Source organism: Aequorivita vitellina, from assembly GCF_022008365.1.
In the GTDB taxonomy this organism is placed as follows: domain Bacteria; phylum Bacteroidota; class Bacteroidia; order Flavobacteriales; family Flavobacteriaceae; genus Aequorivita; species Aequorivita vitellina.
Genome location: NZ_JAIRBA010000004.1, coordinates 54,572 through 73,189, shown reverse-complemented (window position 1 = coordinate 73,189; position 18,618 = coordinate 54,572). Strand labels below are relative to the sequence as shown.

The following is an 18,618-nucleotide window of genomic DNA, read 5'->3' as shown; positions in this document are numbered from 1 at the left end:
GGTTTTTTTGTGCAACAAATCACAAGAATATCCGTATTCACTAAATTTTTCGTAAAATCTAAATATCCCCAATGATTATAAAGAAAAACCTGCTTGCTCTTCTTTTCTTTGCTAGTATTTCCACCTTTTCTTTTTCGCAATCTAATTTGTATAAAACAGACGGCAATAAACATATAGATGTGGTGCTTGTTTATGAACAAGTGGTCCGCGATGGCTACGGGACGCCCTTTATTTATGAAAGATTAGCTACTGCTTACTATTTTAAAGGTGAATACGACAAAGCAGTTTCTTGGTTTCAAAAATTTTATTCGGAACAGACAAGTACAGATCCTCAACTTGCGTACCAATACAGCCAGTCTTTAAAAGCCGTTGCATTTAAAACATCAGAAAAATCTGCAAAAGCGGTTGTACTGAAATAATTATAGTTCGCGGTAGCGAAAACAAGTTTCAATGTGGTCGTTCACCATTCCTGTGGCTTGCATATGCGCATACATTACGGTGCTACCCACAAATTTAAAACCACGCTTTTTTAAGTCTTTGCTCAACGCATCGCTTACAGCTGTGGTTGCTGGAATTTCTACGTGGCTTTTGCGAATATTTTTTATTGGTTTGTTGTTTACAAAACCCCAGATATAGTTGCTGAAACTGCCAAATTCCTTTTGAATTTCCAGAAAGAGCTGCGCGTTTGTAACTGCAGCATTCACCTTTAACTTATTGCGAATAATTCCCGCATTTTGAAGTAGCGAATCAATTTTTGATTGGTCGTATTTCGCTATTTTTTTATAGTCGAAATTGTCAAAGGCTTCTCTAAAGTTTTCGCGCTTCCTAAGAATTGTAATCCAACTCAACCCTGCTTGAAAAGTTTCTAAAATTAAAAATTCAAAAAGCGTATCGTCATCCTTTACAGGCACACCCCATTCTTCATCGTGGTATTTTACGTAAAGCGGATCGGTTCCGCACCAACTACAACGTGTTTTTTCTGAATTCATAATTTTTAAATTTTATTTACTGAAACGCACCCAAAAAGTAGTCGGCCTGCACTTACTGTAAACTGCCAACTGCACACTTAATTATTGTTGTCCGGGAAAGTTAAAAGTAATGGTGCCCAATTGATTGCTTCGCGAAGCATCCGTGCTAAAACGTGCTTGCTCGGCGTATTCTATAGCTGCATCAATTAAACATTCGTTATTTGTGGTGGAAGCATTTTTGTTAAAGGAGTTTTTCACAACTTTTCCAAGATTATTCACCTCAATATTAATTACAATTTTCCCAAAACCGTAACACGTATAAACCGGATTGGGCAAATCGATATCTTTTCTGTTTACCAATTGGTAGCTTATAGTTGTGTTTCTGTTGCTGCTTTTTACTACGGCTTCCCCTTGCTCGCCGCTTTCACTATTAGAGAATCTTTTCTTGATTTCCTTTTTGGGTTTTGTAATTACTGTAGTTCCAGTGCCTGAATCGGTTTGTGATTTTTCTATGGCATCGTTCATTTCCTGAAGCTTGCCTTCGGTGGTTTCTGTAACCTCTTGATTTTCGTCTTCTACCGAAGAAATGAACTTTTCAGCTTCATTATAAGCGCGGTTGGTTTCAATTTTTACCACTTCGGGCGTGCGTTCTACAATGGCTAAATCTTCGGGAAGCAATTCGTCTGGAGCCATAACTACATCGTAACTTTCTTCATTGGTTTCAACCTGTTCTTTAGAAAGTTTCACGCTGTATAGAAACAGCACTAAACTCCCTGAAAGCAGCGACGTAATTAAAAATGCTCTATATGAATAATTAAAATTCATTGTTACAAGTACCGAAATTTTGTGCAAAATTCCACAAAACCGCTCAATATTAAGACAGTATTAGTGATTTTTTAACTTGGTAGTGATTTTTCAAAAGCTTCAATATCAATAGCTTTATCTATTGAAAAATCGCCAATCTTTGTTCTTCGAAGGGCAGAGAGATGCGCTCCATTGTTTAATGCTTTTCCAAAATCGTTCGCTAAAGAACGAATGTAAGTGCCTTTGCTGCAAGCTACTTTAAAATGAACGATTGGAAGTTCAATTTTAGTTATTTCAAATTCTGAAATAGTAATAGTTCTAAACGGTATTTCAATTTCTTCGCCACTTCGCGCGTATTCGTATAGTCGTTTTCCTTCTTTTTTTAAAGCTGAAAAAACGGGAGGTTGTTGCTGTATTTCACCTAAAAACTGCTTTGTAGCTTCTTGTATTTTTTCTGAAGTGATTTCTGAAATATCAAAAGTATTATTTATTTCAGTTTCCAAATCATAACTGGGGGTTGTAGCGCCCAAGGTAAATGTGCCTGTGTATTCCTTTTCCTGTGCTTGAAATGTGTCTATTCTTTTGGTGAATTTTCCGGTGCAAATAATTAAAAGTCCCGTGGCCAAAGGATCGAGCGTACCCGCGTGCCCGACTTTTATTTTTTTAATTCCGAATGATTTTTTAATCAACCATCTAATTTTATTCACCGCCTGAAATGAAGTCCATTCCAACGGTTTATCTATTAAAATTACCTGGCCTTCTTTGTAGTCTTCCGCCGTCATTTAAATATAAAAACTAGTTATTATTGCGAGCGATCCCACGATAACACAATAGATTGAGAAATAACGAAGTTTGCTTTTTTTAACCAGCGAGATCATCCACGTACACGCAATAAGACCACAAATAAAGGCGGCAATAAACCCGATGCCTAAAACCCCGAGGTCTGTGTTGTGCGTTGAAATTTGACCACCTAGCAAATCTTTTGCTATTTTACCAAAAATTAGTGGCACTACCATTAAAAACGAAAATCGTGCAGCTTTCGATTTGTCGTTTCCTAATAAAACAGAAGTTGAAATTGTAGCTCCACTTCGTGAAATACCCGGCAACATAGCGATTGCTTGGGCTATTCCAATAATAATTGAATCTTTTAATGTTACAGGTTTGCCGGTATTTTTTGAACGATCTGCTAGCCACAATAAAACGGCAGTAATAATTAACATAGCACCCACGAAGGCGATGCTTCCGCCAAAAAATGATTCTAATTCTTCTTCAAAAAGCAAACCAATAATTACGGCCGGCAGCATTGAAAGTATAATCTTTACGGTAAATTGTGTTTCATCATTCCACTGAAATTTTAAAACTCCACCTACAATTTCAATAATATCTTTTCTGAAAACAACGAGCGTACTGAGCGCAGTAGCAAAATGAAGGACAACCGTAAAAAGCAAACTTTCTTCTGGCACCGAGGTGTCTCCTAAAATTACTTTTCCAATTTCAAGATGTCCGCTTGAAGAAACAGGTAAAAATTCAGTAAAACCTTGAACAATACCAAGAATAATAGCATCTAGATAATCCATTTAATTTTCTTCTTTGCGCTCGGGTTTTAATAAAATAGCATATACTTCAATGGCAAAGCCTATGAGTACCAAGGCAGGGGCCAAGCGAATACGACGCCAGTTGTAAATTTCGGGGTTAAAAACATTTGGGTCGTCACTACCGCCGCCCGTCATTAGTATAAAACCTAAGGCAATAAACGCTACGCCAATAAGCATAAATGTGTAGTTTTTTCTTTCAAACACAAATACGGGTTTATAATTTTCTTTTTGTTTTTTCTCTCCCATCAAAAAAATGTTTTAGGTTTTTAGTTTAAAGTTTCTACGCACTACCACTAATAATACAAATCGTCTGTGCGCAAATTTAAAAATCGCTGGGTGGCAATAAATGTGCTAATCCAAGTAATTAAAACTCCCATTAAAAATATAAATGCAAATAACACGGCCAAAAGTACCGGATCGCCTAACAACTGCAACTGTGGAAAACTCTGGTTGAGGTAATAAAGTACCAATCCCATCCCTATCATTGCCACAATTGCGCCAATTATACCCAGCCTAACACTTCTCCAAACAAAGGGTTTACGAATAAAACGTTTGGTTGCACCAACCATTTGCATGGTTTTTATTGTAAATCGTTTGGCGTAAATGCTAAGTCTAATACTACTGTTTATAAGCAATACGGCGATAAACGTAAAGATTCCACTAATTATTAAAACCCAAAAACTTATGCGTTTTACGTTCTCAGTAAGTTGCGCAATTAATGGTTTGTCGTAAATAACATCGTCAACAAAACCTTTGCTTTTTAGCTCGTTGGTAATTTCTTCCATTTTTTGTGGCGTAACGTAATCTGCTAAAATATAAACATCTATGCTGTTTTGCAGTGGGTTTTCGCCCAAATATTCAATAAAATTTTCGCCTAAAGTTGCTTGGTGTTCCTTGGCAGCTTCTTCTTTGGATACAAAGGTTGCAGACTTAGTATATTCAGCCAAAGCCAGACTTTGTTTCAATTGTGTAATTTCAACTTCCTTTGCGCTGTCTTTCAGAAAAACGGTTATTGCTATTTGTTCTTTAAAATAATCGGCTACTTTTTTCGAATTCAAAACCAGCAATCCCAGCAATCCCAATAGAAAGAGCACCAATGAAATACTGATAACTACAGAAAAATAGGAAGAAATCAACCTGCGTTTTTGATATTTTTCAAAAGAGGAACTCATAGGGTTTGCTGAATTTTGGCGTAAAAATACAAGTAATTTTGCATCTTGTGTTAAACAACGCTGAAAGTTTCCAATTTGTTATAATTAGATTAAATTTGTGAGGCCTTAAATTAACCTTCCATTATTAAAAACCTATTGAAACTTTTAAAAATATCTAGACCGGGGCTCTGGTTTCCAGTTATTTGGCTTTATTTATTGCCTTTCAAATTAACTTCGCGTTTTTGGGAAGAGCCTTTGTTTTGGATAGGTTTGGTATTTGTTGTTTTTCCGCTCAATTTTATGATTTACGGACTAAACGACTTTACTGACGGGAAAGCCGATTCGTTAAACCCGCGAAAAGGCAACTATCTCTTTGGGCCAAATTTGAGTAAAAAAGAATTGGAACCGGTGTTTTGGCAAATATGTTTCGTAATTCTGCCATTTGTAGCCTATTTTTCATACGTCATTGGTAGGGAGATGTTTTTGTTGCTACTCTTTATGATTGTAATAACAATAATTTACAACTTTAAACCCTTCCGGTTAAAACGACGACCGCCGCTGGAAATATTATTTCAAGTTGGTTATATTTTTACGGCACTTTTCAGTATTCTTTTAAACGATTTAGAAATGATGCCGTGGCAAACCTTTCTATTTCTTTCGCTTTTTGCTTTCCACGCCCAACTTGCTGGTGAAATCATGGATATTGAACCCGATATTTTAGCTGCCAAAAAAACCACTGCAGTTTTAATAGGAAGAAAAAAAACAAAGCTACTCGTGCTGTTATTGATTTTAATTGAAGTGTTTATATTAAAATTCTGGTTTAATGATTGGGTGCTATCCGGCTTTTTGGCCGCTTTTTCACTTTGGTTGGTTTTAGATATTTTCATTTTCTTCAAAGAAAAACCGTACACCGTTAAGCAAATGAAAATCTTTATTATAGCTATGAATATTTTCGCACTTCTATCTATTGCATGGGCGCTTTATTCTGAAAATCTGCTGCAATTAAACTTTTAAATATTAAGGTTTTTACTTCTTCTAATAAACCTTAAATTTGCCTGCATATTCCAAAGCTTTAACGAGGAATGTCTTTTTTCAGAAAAATTTTAAAATGAGCAAATATCACTTCAACGAAATAGAAGCAAAGTGGCAAAAATATTGGGCCGAAAATCAAACTTTTAAGGCAGCCTCCCCCGACCCCTCCAAGGGAGGAGAGAATCTCAAACCGAAATATTATGTTCTCGATATGTTTCCTTATCCTTCCGGCGCCGGTTTGCACGTTGGGCATCCGCTGGGTTATATTGCCAGCGATGTGTATGCGCGGTTTAAACGCCACCAAGGGTTTAACGTTTTGCACCCAATGGGCTACGATTCATTTGGACTACCTGCCGAACAGTACGCCATACAAACAGGTCAGCATCCTGCCGAAACCACCAAAGTGAATATTGAGGGCGGCGTCGATAACAGAGGTGAAGAAATCCAAGGCTATAGAAAACAGCTGGATAAAATAGGTTTTTCGTTCGATTGGAGTCGCGAAGTGCGCACCAGTAATCCCGAATATTACAAATGGACGCAGTGGATTTTTATTCAGCTTTTTGAATCTTGGTATTGTAAACACGCAAATAAAGCGTTCCATATTTCTGAACTGATTGATGTTTTTGAAAGCGAAGGAAACGATAATGTAGAAGCGATTTGCGATGATAATGTTGAAGTATTTACGGCACAACAATGGCGCGATTTTTCAGAAACCAAAAAGCAGGAAATTCTTTTAAAATACAGACTTACCTATTTAGCCGAAACCGAGGTTAACTGGTGCCCACAATTGGGAACCGTTTTGGCAAACGACGAAATAGTAAATGGCGTCTCCGAGCGCGGCGGCTATCCCGTAGTCCGCAAAAAAATGAAACAGTGGAGCATGCGCATCACCGCCTATGCCCAACGTTTGCTCGACGGACTCGATACTATAGACTGGCCGCAACCGTTGAAGGACTCGCAGACTAACTGGATTGGTAGAAGCAAAGGGGCAACTGTTAAATTCAGAATTCAGAATTCAGAATTCAGAATTCCCGTGTTTACCACCCGCCCAGACACCATCTTCGGTGTAAGTTTTATGGTTTTGGCGCCGGAGCACGAATTGGTTTCACAAATAACAACCGAAGAACAAAAGGAAGCGGTTGAAAAATACGTTGAAGCCACCGCAAAACGCAGTGAACGCGAGCGAATGGCCGATGTAAAAACCATTACCGGCGTTTTTACTGGAGCGTATGCCGAGCATCCTTTTTCGGGAGAAGCAATCCCAATTTGGATTGGCGATTACGTTTTGGCAGGCTATGGCACGGGTGCCGTTATGAGCGTTCCCTGCGGCGATCAGCGCGATTACGAATTTGCAAAACATTTCAATTTGCCAATTCCGAATATTTTTAAAGGCGCAGATATTTCGGAGGAAGCGTATTCCGATAAAGAAAATACAATTATCACCAATAGCGACTTTTTAAACGACCTAAATTATGCCGAAGCCACCGAAAAAATAATCGCTGCTTTGGAGGAAAAAGGCGTTGGCGAAGGCAAAATAAACTACCGTTTGCGCGACGCCGTTTTTAGTCGTCAACGGTATTGGGGCGAGCCATTTCCTATTTATTACAAAGATGGGATGCCGCACGCAATCCCAACGGAGTGTTTGCCATTACGCCTTCCCGAAGTAGAGAAATACCTGCCAACCGAAGAAGGCGAACCGCCTTTGGGCCGCGCCGATGTTTGGGCTTGGGACACAGAAAAATCTACAGTAGTTAGCAATGATTTAATTGACAACAAAACCGTTTTTCCTTTAGAATTGAACACCATGCCGGGCTGGGCAGGAAGCAGTTGGTACTTTTTCCGATTTATGGAAGCTGCGAAGCGCGATGAGGTTTTCGCCTCAAAAGAAGGGTTGGATTATTGGCAAAACGTAGATTTATACATTGGCGGAAGTGAGCACGCCACCGGCCATTTATTGTACAGCCGTTTTTGGGTGAAGTTTATGCACGACCGCGGTTTGGTGCCTGTAGAAGAACCATTTAAGAAGTTGATAAATCAAGGAATGATTTTGGGGGAGAGTGCGTTTGTGTATAAAGCTATTCCGACATTATTGAGTCCAACAAAAGGAATACAAGATTTATCTTTTCTTAAAACTCAAATTTTTGCGAGTGCTTGTTTTGTAAAGAATGAACAATTTTGTGAGACATGTAATGAACAACATAAACTTGCTGCAGATTTTATTAATAATGAATTGGAGCAATTAAATTTGGTTGATGAAGTTCCATATATTATTGAGTTTAGATTTTTTCCTATTCACGTAGATATAGAATTGGTTAATTTGTCAAATCATTTAAATGTAGAAAAATTTAAAAAATGGAGACCAGAATATAATAACGCCCAATTTATTTCAGAATATGGCGGGATAGTTAAAGTAATCCGCGAAGTAGAAAAAATGTCTAAAAGCAAATACAACGTGGTAAACCCCGATGATATTTGCAACCAATACGGTGCAGATACGTTGCGGATGTACGAAATGTTCCTCGGGCCGTTGGAACAAGCAAAACCGTGGAGCACTGCGGGAATTTCGGGGGTACACGGTTTCCTAAAAAAACTATGGAAACTGTATCATTCGGGAGAAAACGAAAACTTTTATGTTTCCGAAGAAGCGGCTTCAAAAGAGGCCTTAAAAACACTTCATAAAACCATCAAAAAAGTAGCGGAAGACATTGAGAATTTCAGTTTTAATACTTCGGTATCTTCATTTATGATTGCGGTGAATGAGCTTACTGCACAAAAATGTAATTCGCGCAAAGTTTTGGAACCATTTATAATTCTTATTTCGCCCTACGCACCGCACATTGCGGAAGAGCTTTGGGCGAAGTTGGGGCATTCATATAGTATTTCGAAAGCACCTTTTCCAAAGTTTGAAGAGAAATTTTTAGTAGAAAGCACTAAGGAATACCCAATCTCTTTCAACGGAAAAATGCGGTTTACACTGGAATTGCCATTGGATTTTAGCAAAGATGAAATTGAATCTGCCGTAATGGCACACGAGAAGACAGCCCACTATTTAGAGGGAAGAACCCCAAAAAAGGTAATTATCGTTCCCGGGAAAATTGTGAACATCGTAGGCTAATTCCCGCATAGACGGGCATCCTATGACTTGAAAAAACAAATTTTCATACAATTTTTGCAAAGCTTAATTCAGAAAGGGTTTTTTTGCATAGTATTTGCTAGTTTTAAAATAGAAAATTATTAACTAAAAAGGAGATGCCCGCCTTTGCGAGCATAGAAACTATGATTGGATATTATATACTTGCCGGAATAATCTTTTTGGTGAGCTGGTACGTGAGCAACAAGCTGAAAAGTAAATTTAAAGAATACAGTAAAATCCACCTCCAAAATGGAATGAGTGGAAAGGAAATTGCCGAAAAAATGTTGGCAGATAACGGAATTACCGACGTACAGGTTATATCGGTGCCGGGTCAATTGACAGATCATTACGATCCTACAAAGAAAACAGTAAACTTAAGCGAGCCTGTTTATATGCAGCGTAACGCAGCAGCGGCGGCTGTAGCGGCGCACGAATGTGGTCATGCGGTGCAACACGCCACTGCGTACAGTTGGTTAAAATTGCGTTCAACAATTGTACCTGCTGTTAGTATTTCAAGTAAGCTATCTAATTTTGTGATTATGGCTGGTATAATTTTATTTGCCACGGGTTCTGCAATTGGCACGTGGATTTTTGGCGTTGGAATTTTACTCTTCGCAGTTACAACCGCTTTTGCTTTTATCACTCTTCCAGTTGAATTTGATGCCAGTAAACGTGCTTTAGTTTGGTTAGAAACCAGCAATATGGTTACGCCACAGGAGCACGATGGTGCAGAAGATGCCCTAAAATGGGCCGCGCGAACGTATGTAGTGGCAGCACTTGGGTCTTTGGCTACCTTACTCTATTTTATTTCAATTTTTTTAGGAAGAAGATAACTAAATTTACCATTATCAATTTACTGAATAATAAAAAGAGGCTGTTTAAAAAGTAGTTTTGGTTGTCAGTTTGAGCGCAGTCGAGAACTCTATGTTTTTGACATACAACATACAATAAGGTCTTGACTCCGCTCGACCTAACAAACTGATTGATTTTACTTTTTAAACAGCCTCTTCGTTTTATATTAAAATTTTTACTTCACCACTCACCACTCACCACTCACCGCTAATTTTTAATGTAAATTTTCGGGGTTATATCCCAAATACTTCACTTCTTCTTCTCTAAAAATCACACCGTTTTCCTCTAATTCCTTTAAGATTGGTTCATAAACTTCTTTCGCAATCGGACGTTGCACTCCCGGCGTAGTAATTTCACCATTTAGTATTTTAACCGCAGCAATTGCAACTGGCAATCCTACTGTTTTTGCCATTGCGGTATGGGTTTGATCTTCGCCTATCAAAGCCATATGGCTATCTATTTGGTGCTTTTTACCGTCTAATTCGTAGCCAAATTTATGATACATAACAATCATATCTTTATCTTCTGGCGCCAATGTCCATTTTTCTTCCAAGATTTTTTGAAGCGCCATGGCAGGGGTTGCGTTTTCAATACCAATGGTCTTTTCTTTGTTGAAAATATCTAACTCCTCTAATTTCTCCCACATTAAATCGTCTTGATCAATTTTTAGGGCATAGCGAAGTTTCAGTTCAATAGTATCGGTGGGCGAATAAGCCAAAAATAAGTTTACAAACTCGCGATATGTTAAGTTTTCAGAATCTGGAATTGTATAAGTGTCATCCGTCATTCCTAATTGTACAAACATATTCCACGCCTTGCTAAACCCAACCCTTCTAATGGTTCCCCGGTAAAGTGTAAGGATGTTGTCCAGTCCGTAAACAGATTGGTACTGTAGTGAGTTTCTATTCGCTAGAACTTCAAATTTTCCATAACCTTCAATATTGATAAATTCGGTTCTTCTAAAAAGTCTGTGATAAGGAATGTATTTATACCTTCCTTCTTGAACGAATTCCGCAGCGCCGCCTTGGCCTGCTAAAACAACGTTTCGAGGGTTCCACGTAAATTTATAATTCCACAGATTGTTGTCGCTTTCGGGTGCAATTAATCCACCGCAAAACGATTCAAAAAGCAACATCTTGCCTCCTTTTGCTCGAATACGGTCTATTACTTGCATCGCACTCATATGGTCTACTCCAGGGTCGAGGCCAATTTCATTCATAAAAACCAAGCCTTTTGCTTCGGCTTTGTGGTTTAGCGCTTGCATTTCTTTGCTTACGTACGAGGCCGTAACCATATGTTTTCCAAATTCAATACAATCTCTAGCCACTTCAATGTGATAGCGGGCCGGTAACATTGAAATTACCAAGTCGCTATTTTGAACGGCTTCCTTTCTTTGAACGTCGTTAAAAACATCGAGCATAATTCCGCGTGCGTTATTATGCCCTGATATGAACTTTTGCGCAGACTGAATAGAAATATCCCCAATGGTAATAAAAAGGTCTTCTTTTTCACTTTTGTCTAGTAAATAGCGTATTAAACTTGCGGCAGATCTTCCTGCGCCTATAATTAAAATGTTTCTCATTGGGGGAGTTTTTTGTTAACTTTGAAGATATATTTTGAAAGGCACGAAATTACTAATTCCAAAATTCAAAAATGACAGTTTTCGATAAAAATATGGTGGTAACGGCTTCTTTTCTCGCAGCTATTACTATTGCAATGGGTGCCTTTGGGGCACACGGTTTAAAGAATATGGTTGATGCAGCCGCATTGGTTACTTTTGAAACAGGCGTACGTTACCAAATGTACCATTGCTTGGCTATTTTGGCTTTGGGATTGGCACCTGTTATTCCTAAGAAAATAAAGAAAACAGTATTCTGGTTTTTTATTACCGGCATACTTTTTTTCTCGGGTTCAATTTATCTGCTTGCGCTAAATGAAATCTTGCCATTTAATGCGACAACTATTGGATTTATTACCCCTATAGGAGGGTTGATGTTTATTATAGGTTGGTTTTATTTTGGCTATGCCGTGTTTTCTATTAAGAAAGAATAAATGTTTTTTTATTTTCCTTCAATCTCTCTAAGATTTGCTACTTTTGTACTCTACAAAATCTAAAAAAGGTATGGTCGATAAAAACCAAGCTACGAAACCGATTTCGATTGAAAAATACGGAATCAAAAATGCAAAAGTTAAATATCAACTTTCTTCTCAAGAGCTTCACAGCGAAACATTGCAAAAAGGACAAGGAACAGAAGCCGCTAGCGGTGCCTTGGCAGTAAACACAGGAGAATTTACAGGAAGGTCTCCAAAAGATAGGTTTATTGTAAAAGACGATGTTACGCGCGAAAGAGTGTGGTGGGGAAATATAAATATTCCATTTCCGCCAGATATGTTCGATAGACTTTACGATCGCGTTACAGATTATCTTTCAAACAAAGAAATATACGTTCGCGATAGTTATGCTTGCGCTGATAAAAATTATAAATTGAATATTCGCGTAATTAATGAAACACCGTGGAGCAATCTTTTTGCACATAATATGTTTCTTCGTCCAACTGCGGAGGAATTAGCATCGTTTGATCCGGAATGGCTTATAGTAAATGCTCCCGGATTTATGGCAGACCCAGAAGTTGACGGTACAAGACAACACAATTTTGCAATTCTTAATTTTACCCGTAAAATTGCCTTAATTGGCGGTACAGGTTACACAGGCGAAATTAAAAAGGGAATTTTCTCTGCGCTTAACTTTATTCTTCCCGTATTTAAAGAAACTATGCCTATGCACTGCTCGGCAAACGTTGGTGACGATGGAGAAACTGCTATTTTCTTCGGACTTTCGGGAACTGGTAAAACAACGCTTTCGGCAGATCCAGATCGTAAATTAATAGGTGATGATGAACACGGTTGGACCGCAGATAATAAAATCTTCAATTTTGAAGGAGGTTGCTACGCTAAGGTAATAAACCTATCTGCCGAGAATGAACCAGATATTTATAACGCAATAAAGCCCGGCGCACTCCTTGAAAATGTAATTATGGATGATAAAGGTGAAGTTGACTTTGCCGATACTACGATTACACAAAACACTCGTGTAAGTTACCCTATTTATCACATCAATAATATTCAAGTGCCGTCTATAGGCGAAAACCCAAAGAATATTTTCTTTTTAACGGCAGATGCTTTTGGGGTACTGCCTCCTATTTCAAAATTAACTCCGGGACAAGCTGCATATCATTTTATTAGTGGTTATACGGCAAAGGTTGCGGGAACCGAAGAAGGAATCAACGAGCCTACGCCAAACTTTTCAGCGTGCTTTGGAGCTCCGTTTATGCTACTTCACCCTACGGAATATGCCGAAATGTTAAGCAAGAAAATGAAAGATTCTGGCGTTAATGTTTGGTTGGTAAACACAGGATGGACCGGTGGACCCTATGGCGTGGGAAGCCGAATGAAACTTAAATATACCCGTGCAATGATTGCCGCCGCATTAGAGGGAAAACTGAAAGATGTTGAATTTGAAAAACACCCAATTTTCAATTTGATGATGCCAAAATCCTGCCCCAACGTACCTTCGGAAATTTTAAACCCAAAAGATACTTGGAAGAACAAAAAAGCGTACGATATTCAAGCTAAAGAATTGGCAAATTCATTTAAAGAAAACTTCGCCAAGTTTGAATCTTATGCCAACGACGAAATACTTTCGGGAGCACCAGCTGCTGAATAATTTCCTCAATTAATAACAATAAAAAAAAGGCTTGCCAATGCGGTAAGCCTTTTTTGTTTTTCTATTTAAAAAAGATTATTTTTTATTGTTCACCTCTTTAATATACTTTTCTAAAGCCATTGTCATTGAAGGCGTCTCGGGGGTTGGAGCCTGTATATCTACACGCAAGCCCTGTTCGGCTGCAGCTTTTACCGTAGTGTTTCCAAATACGGCAATACGCGTATCTTTTTGCTTAAAATCTGGAAAGTTTTCAAATAACGATTGAATTCCACTTGGGCTGAAAAATACCAAAATATCGTAATAAACGTCACGCAAATCTGAAAGGTCGCTAATCACCGTTTTGTAGAAGGTAGCTTCTTTCCAATCTACTTTCAATTCGTTGAGCAATTCAGGTACTTCAGGCTTCAATTTATCGGATGAAGGCAAAAGGAATTTTTCGTTTTTGTATTTCTTGATCAACGGAACAAGTTCAGAAAATGTTCGTTTTCCTACATAGATTTTCCGTTTTCTATAAACCACATATTTTTGGAGATAATAAGCTACAGCTTCACTTAAACAAAAATATTTCATAGAATCTGGAACCTTAAAACGAAGCTCTTCAGCAATTCTGAAATAATGATCTACAGAGTTTCTGCTGGTAAGAATAATAGCAGTATATTTAGTGAGATCAACTTTTTGGGCTCTAACATCTTTGCCTGAAACACCCTCAACGTGAATAAAGGGGCGGAAATCAATTTTCACCTTTTGCTTTTCAATTAATTCAAAATAGGGAGAGTTTTCAATTTTAGGCTCTGGTTGGGAAACCAAAATAGTTTTCACTTTCATAGGTAGTCCTTGTTTTTTTTAAATATTATCCTTTAAACAATGCTCTTGTAAAGGATGATATAGGGTGAAATTTCAAGTGTGCAAAGATACAAAATAAAATAGAAGAAATTGCGGAATATCAATTTTCCATTTTTCTTATAGCTGTAAAGCAATGCAATAGCGTTTAACAGCAGTGCAATTACGCCAAAGACTATCATCGCTATTGGCGTTGGAGAATAGATATATAAAAAAATAAGATTGCCCACAAAGAAAAATATTCCTAAAAAATTTCGGTAACTCAATTTTTGATACAGATAATTATTAATAAGCTCGTCCATCGAAAAAATGTTCGCTACAATTTTTTCAAAAGTGAATTTAATTAAAATAAACATGCTGTAGGCAGTACCAATTTGTATAAATAGCCAATCGTTGCTTTTTACTAATTCTGGATTAAAAACTTTAAATAATAGAAAGATAAAAATAGAAACGCAGATAATCTGTGCAACAAACAGAATCATATTAAAGGGGTGGTTCAACTCGTCGTTTTTGCCGTGTACAAAAAAGTATTGATTTGTTAATGGCAATAGCGAAAACTCGTTAAATCGTCTGGGGTAATAATATTTCGCCAGCGCATACAGCACGAAACACCCAAGCAGCAAATATGTAGCCCAGTCGGTAGAATCTATAAGTCTATAGCTAAAATCTGCTTCCAATTTTTTTGGTAAAGGTACAGTAAAATATAATTTCTTTTTAAGCTACGAATTAGATTTTCATTCACATTTGTTTCTTCAAAAAAGGGTACATTTGCGCTAAAATAGCAGTATGTCCAAGGCGGTAGTGGTGGTGCCAACCTACAATGAAATTGAAAACATAGAGCGGTTGTTGCGCACGGTTTTTTCGTTACAGCGCGAGTTTCACATTTTGGTGGTGGACGACAACTCTCCAGACGGCACCGCAAACCTTGTTGAGAATAATTTCACCAACTATCCCGATAAACTGTTTTTGCTAAAAAGAGCCGAAAAAAATGGATTGGGAACCGCTTACATCGCTGGATTTAAATGGGCTTTGCAAAGGGATTACGACTACATTTTTGAAATGGACGCCGATTTTTCGCACAACCCAAACGATCTAATTAGATTGTTTAATGCCTGCCATAAAGACGGCAACGACATGGCCATTGGTTCACGCTATGTAAAGGGCGTAAACGTTGTAAACTGGCCCATGAGCAGGGTATTGCTTTCGTGGCTCGCTTCGCGATATGTGCAGTTAATAATGGGGATGAATATCTATGATGCCACCGCCGGATTTATTTGCTACCGAAGAAGTGTTTTAGAGAAAATAAACTTAAACAAAATACGTTTTGTGGGTTATGCCTTTCAGATTGAAATGAAATTTAAAGCCTACATCAGCAAATTTAAAATTGAAGAAGTACCGGTAATTTTTACAGACCGGACCAAGGGCGAATCTAAAATGAGTTCGGGTATTATTTCCGAAGCTATTTTCGGGGTACTCGCAATGAAATTTAAAAGCGTGTTTAATAGAAAAAAATTTAATGAAAAGTCTTTTCATTAAAATAGTAATTTAAAAAATGGAACTTTAGTAACTCCATTTGGCCTAAAAAAAGATATAAGCTACAGATGAAATCAGTTTTAATTAAAAACGCGAACATAGTAAACGAAGGAAAAATTGTAAAAGGAGACGTTCTCGTTCAAGACGGCCGTATTGCAGAAATTTCTGAAACCATTAGCATGAAATCTGCCGAAACAAAAGTTATAGACGCAGACGGAAGTTATTTACTGCCCGGAATGATAGACGATCAAGTGCATTTTCGCGAACCGGGATTAACCCACAAGGCAACAATTGAAACCGAATCTAAAGCTGCAGTGGCAGGAGGAATAACCTCTTTTATTGAAATGCCAAACACGGTGCCGCAAGCTACAACTATTGAGTTGCTTGAAGATAAATTTGATATTGCTGCTAAAACCTCGTGGGCCAATTACTCGTTTATGTTTGGTGGCACCAACAATAATATTGACGAAATTTTAAAAGTTGACCCGCAAAAAGTAGCCGGTTTAAAATTGTTTTTGGGCTCTTCTACCGGAAATATGCTCGTTGACGATCCAAAAATTTTAGAAGAAATTTTCAGCAAAACAAAGTTGCTTATTTCGGCACATTGTGAAGACGAAGACACCATTAAAAAGAATTTAGAAAAATATAAAGCTGAATATGGCGAAGACATTCCCATTGCGCTTCACCCAAAAATTAGAAGCGAAGCAGCTTGTTATATATCGTCGTCTAAGGCGATAAAGCTTGCTGAAAAAACGGGAGCGCGGCTTCACGTATTTCACGTTTCAACTGAAAAGGAGACACATCTGTTTAACAATAAAAAACCACTTGCCGAAAAGAAAATAACTGCTGAAGTTTGTATTCACCATTTGTGGTTTTCAGAAGAAGATTACAAAACCAAAGGCACAAAAATAAAGTGGAACCCCGCAGTAAAAACCGAAAAAGATAGAAATGGATTGTTAAAAGCATTGCTCGATGACCGTATAGATGTAATTGCTACAGACCACGCCCCGCATACTTTAGAAGAAAAAAACAATACATATTTAAATGCGCCTTCTGGTGGGCCATTGGTGCAGCACGCCTTAGTGGCACTATTAGAAATGTACCATAAAGGCAAAATTTCTTTGGAGAAAATTGTTGAAAAATTTGCGCACAATCCTGCTATTCTTTTTCAAATAAAAGAGCGCGGCTTTATTAGAAAAGGGTATAAAGCAGATTTGGTTTTGGTTGACCTCAACTCGCCCTGGAACGTAAAAAAGGAGAATATTCTTTATAAATGCGAATGGTCGCCGTTTGAAGGAACTATATTTAAATCCCGTATAACGCACACGCTGGTTAACGGAGTTGTGGTTTATGAAAACTTTAAATTCCCAAATAGAAGCAATCCTGAAAGATTAACATTTAACAGATAATGAAATACTGGTTTTTTGTTTTCGTATGTATTTTAAGTTTTGTGGGTTGCCAAAATGTGGAGCAACCTAAAAAGCCAAAAAATCTTATCTCTAAAGAAAAAATGGTCGATATTTTAACAGAATCGTATATGGCCAATGCCGCTCGCAGCGTAAACAATCAAACCATTATAGAAAGAGGAGTAGTTTTAGATTCGTTAATATATGGCAATTTTGGTGTGGACAGCCTACAGTTTGCGGAAAGTAATGCCTTTTACGCGGCAGATATAAATACGTATATGGAAATTTTTCAAAAGGTTGAATCAAGACTCGCAGCAAAGCAGCAGAAAATGGACAGTCTTCGTCAAGTAAAGAGGGCTTTAAAAGACAGTATTTCAACGAAGGATTTTGAAGAAATAAACGAAGCTGAACCGTTAAAAGACAGCTTAATTTAAGGATTTCTTATATGCTTCAGCTACGCGTTTAAGCGTTTCTTCTGTAGGTGTAAATTCAAAATTAAGGGTGTTTTTAATTTTTGAAGAATCGTAATTCGAAGTTTTAAACATAGCCCGAACCATTGATTTTGGTATGCTTCTATCGGTATTGAATAATTTGTTTGAAAGCCAATCCATTCCACTTAAAAAAAGCATAAGACGTTTCGATAATTTTTTAGTCGGTGGTTTTGTACCGAACAGAATCGCCAATTTAGACAGTAGCTCTTTATAAGGTATATTTTCGCCTACCAATATAAATTGCTGGTTTACTATTTCAGATTCCATCAGCGCTTTCATTGCTTTCACCACGTCTTTAACATCCACGATCCCCATTGTTCCCGAAGGATAATAGGAGACACCTCGTTTTCCCAACGAAATAATTCGGCTGCTCCCGCCATCGTCGGGCGAAACACCTAAAATAACCCCAGGATTTACAATTACAGCGTTAAGGCCTTCCTGTGTGCCACGCCATACTTGCATTTCGGCAGCGTATTTTGTAATTGCGTAAACGTTGTTCTTTTCATCGGGATTCCAAGGGTTTTCTTCATTGACCAACCGATTGTTCAAATTGCTTCCCAAAGTGGCAACAGAGCTTACGTAACAGAGCTTTTCAACGTGGTTTGAGAGGCAAATATTTACAATGTTTGCAGTGCCTTCTTCGTTTATCTTTTTTAATAGTGAGTATTTAGACGTTTCAAAATTGATGATAGCCGCGCAGTGATACACGGTGGTTATGTTTTTAAAAGCCTCGGTAAGCGCAGGAATATCAATGATATCTGCTGCTACCCACTCAATTTTGTTAAAAAGTGAATCTACTTCCGAAGTGTAAAGTGCAAACACTTTTTTAACCGCTTGCATGTCGCTGTTTTTTCTGTGTATAGCGCGCACGGTAGTATTTTCTTTTAACAGAAAATACAAAAGGTGCGAACCCACTAAACCTGTACCGCCGGTAACTAAAATCATTATGCGAAAATACTCAAATTGAAATCGAAAATAATGCTGAAAGTAAACAGGATTTTTTTTAAAGCGAATCTTTTCAAGCTAGTAGGCGTAAAATATAAATTTTTGAAATAATAATTATGAATTTTTTATACCGCGATAAACGCA

General features: G+C 37.7%; 19 protein-coding genes. 9 read left to right on the top strand and 10 right to left on the bottom strand.

The features are described from left to right. The first annotated feature begins 71 nt into the window (after positions 1-71). Positions 72-419 (top strand): hypothetical protein, encoded by a 348-nt coding sequence (locus K8089_RS03150; RefSeq protein ID WP_237601820.1) that lies wholly within the window; start codon positions 72-74, stop codon positions 417-419. Here the strand turns inward: K8089_RS03150 and K8089_RS03145 are convergent, their stop codons facing one another. The 6 genes from K8089_RS03145 to K8089_RS03120 all read right to left on the bottom strand — a co-directional run bounded on the left by K8089_RS03145 (position 420) and on the right by K8089_RS03120 (position 4,539). Further along, the gene (locus K8089_RS03145; protein WP_237601819.1) at positions 420-989 is read right to left on the bottom strand and encodes a DNA-3-methyladenine glycosylase I; all 570 of its coding nucleotides are present in this window, start codon (positions 987-989) and stop codon (positions 420-422) included. It lies immediately after the preceding gene. Positions 990-1,070: 81 nt separating this feature from the next. Next, positions 1,071-1,793, bottom strand: coding sequence for a hypothetical protein (locus K8089_RS03140; protein ID WP_237601818.1), 723 nt, complete (start codon positions 1,791-1,793; stop codon positions 1,071-1,073). A 71-nt stretch (positions 1,794-1,864) separates the two neighbouring features. After that, positions 1,865-2,554 (bottom strand): tRNA pseudouridine(55) synthase TruB, encoded by a 690-nt coding sequence (truB, locus tag K8089_RS03135; RefSeq protein ID WP_237601817.1) that lies wholly within the window; start codon positions 2,552-2,554, stop codon positions 1,865-1,867. After that, positions 2,555-3,349 (bottom strand): undecaprenyl-diphosphate phosphatase, encoded by a 795-nt coding sequence (locus K8089_RS03130; RefSeq protein WP_237601816.1) that lies wholly within the window; start codon positions 3,347-3,349, stop codon positions 2,555-2,557. Further along, a complete protein-coding gene (locus K8089_RS03125; protein WP_237601815.1) occupies positions 3,350-3,613 on the bottom strand; it encodes a DUF3098 domain-containing protein in 264 nt (87 codons plus the stop codon). 47 nt (positions 3,614-3,660) lie between these two features. Further along, positions 3,661-4,539, bottom strand: a complete 879-nt coding sequence (locus K8089_RS03120) for a cell division protein FtsX (protein WP_237601814.1) — start codon at positions 4,537-4,539, stop codon at positions 3,661-3,663. Positions 4,540-4,674: 135 nt separating this feature from the next. On the opposite strand from K8089_RS03120, the gene K8089_RS03115 reads away from it, so the two are divergent. The 3 genes from K8089_RS03115 to K8089_RS03105 all read left to right on the top strand — a co-directional run bounded on the left by K8089_RS03115 (position 4,675) and on the right by K8089_RS03105 (position 9,516). Then, positions 4,675-5,532 carry a UbiA family prenyltransferase gene (locus tag K8089_RS03115; protein WP_237601813.1) on the top strand — a complete coding sequence of 286 codons (858 nt, stop codon included), beginning with the start codon at positions 4,675-4,677 and terminating at the stop codon, positions 5,530-5,532. 94 nt (positions 5,533-5,626) lie between these two features. Further along, positions 5,627-8,665, top strand: a complete 3,039-nt coding sequence (locus K8089_RS03110; protein ID WP_237601812.1) for a leucine--tRNA ligase — start codon at positions 5,627-5,629, stop codon at positions 8,663-8,665. A gap of 161 nt (positions 8,666-8,826) precedes the next feature. After that, positions 8,827-9,516 carry a zinc metallopeptidase gene (locus tag K8089_RS03105; RefSeq protein WP_237601811.1) on the top strand — a complete coding sequence of 230 codons (690 nt, stop codon included), beginning with the start codon at positions 8,827-8,829 and terminating at the stop codon, positions 9,514-9,516. A gap of 233 nt (positions 9,517-9,749) precedes the next feature. Here the strand turns inward: K8089_RS03105 and K8089_RS03100 are convergent, their stop codons facing one another. Further along, the gene (locus K8089_RS03100; protein WP_237601810.1) at positions 9,750-11,117 is read right to left on the bottom strand and encodes a saccharopine dehydrogenase family protein; all 1,368 of its coding nucleotides are present in this window, start codon (positions 11,115-11,117) and stop codon (positions 9,750-9,752) included. A gap of 71 nt (positions 11,118-11,188) precedes the next feature. Here K8089_RS03100 and K8089_RS03095 point away from each other — a divergent pair, with 71 nt between their 5' ends. Next, positions 11,189-11,587 (top strand): DUF423 domain-containing protein, encoded by a 399-nt coding sequence (locus K8089_RS03095; RefSeq protein WP_237601809.1) that lies wholly within the window; start codon positions 11,189-11,191, stop codon positions 11,585-11,587. A 70-nt stretch (positions 11,588-11,657) separates the two neighbouring features. Beyond that, entirely contained in the window at positions 11,658-13,259 is a 1,602-nt protein-coding gene (gene pckA / locus K8089_RS03090) for a phosphoenolpyruvate carboxykinase (ATP) (protein WP_237601808.1), read from the top strand. A gap of 75 nt (positions 13,260-13,334) precedes the next feature. Here the strand turns inward: pckA and K8089_RS03085 are convergent, their stop codons facing one another. Next, the gene (locus K8089_RS03085; protein ID WP_237601807.1) at positions 13,335-14,084 is read right to left on the bottom strand and encodes a uroporphyrinogen-III synthase; all 750 of its coding nucleotides are present in this window, start codon (positions 14,082-14,084) and stop codon (positions 13,335-13,337) included. 32 nt (positions 14,085-14,116) lie between these two features. Then, positions 14,117-14,776 (bottom strand): DUF4271 domain-containing protein, encoded by a 660-nt coding sequence (locus K8089_RS03080; protein ID WP_237601806.1) that lies wholly within the window; start codon positions 14,774-14,776, stop codon positions 14,117-14,119. 109 nt (positions 14,777-14,885) lie between these two features. On the opposite strand from K8089_RS03080, the gene K8089_RS03075 reads away from it, so the two are divergent. The 3 genes from K8089_RS03075 to K8089_RS03065 all read left to right on the top strand — a co-directional run bounded on the left by K8089_RS03075 (position 14,886) and on the right by K8089_RS03065 (position 17,472). Then, positions 14,886-15,635, top strand: coding sequence for a polyprenol monophosphomannose synthase (locus K8089_RS03075; RefSeq protein ID WP_237601805.1), 750 nt, complete (start codon positions 14,886-14,888; stop codon positions 15,633-15,635). Positions 15,636-15,700: 65 nt separating this feature from the next. Continuing rightward, positions 15,701-17,041, top strand: a complete 1,341-nt coding sequence (locus tag K8089_RS03070; RefSeq protein ID WP_237601804.1) for a dihydroorotase — start codon at positions 15,701-15,703, stop codon at positions 17,039-17,041. Beyond that, on the top strand, positions 17,041-17,472 hold the full coding sequence (locus tag K8089_RS03065; protein ID WP_237601803.1) for a DUF4296 domain-containing protein: 432 nt from the start codon (positions 17,041-17,043) through the stop codon (positions 17,470-17,472). Before K8089_RS03070 ends, K8089_RS03065 begins: the two co-directional genes overlap by 1 nt. On the opposite strand, the gene K8089_RS03060 is transcribed toward K8089_RS03065, so the two are convergent. Continuing rightward, on the bottom strand, positions 17,464-18,474 hold the full coding sequence (locus K8089_RS03060) for an NAD-dependent epimerase/dehydratase family protein (protein WP_237601802.1): 1,011 nt from the start codon (positions 18,472-18,474) through the stop codon (positions 17,464-17,466). The two genes, K8089_RS03065 and K8089_RS03060, sit on opposite strands and share 9 nt — an antisense overlap. Positions 18,475-18,618 lie beyond the last annotated feature (144 nt).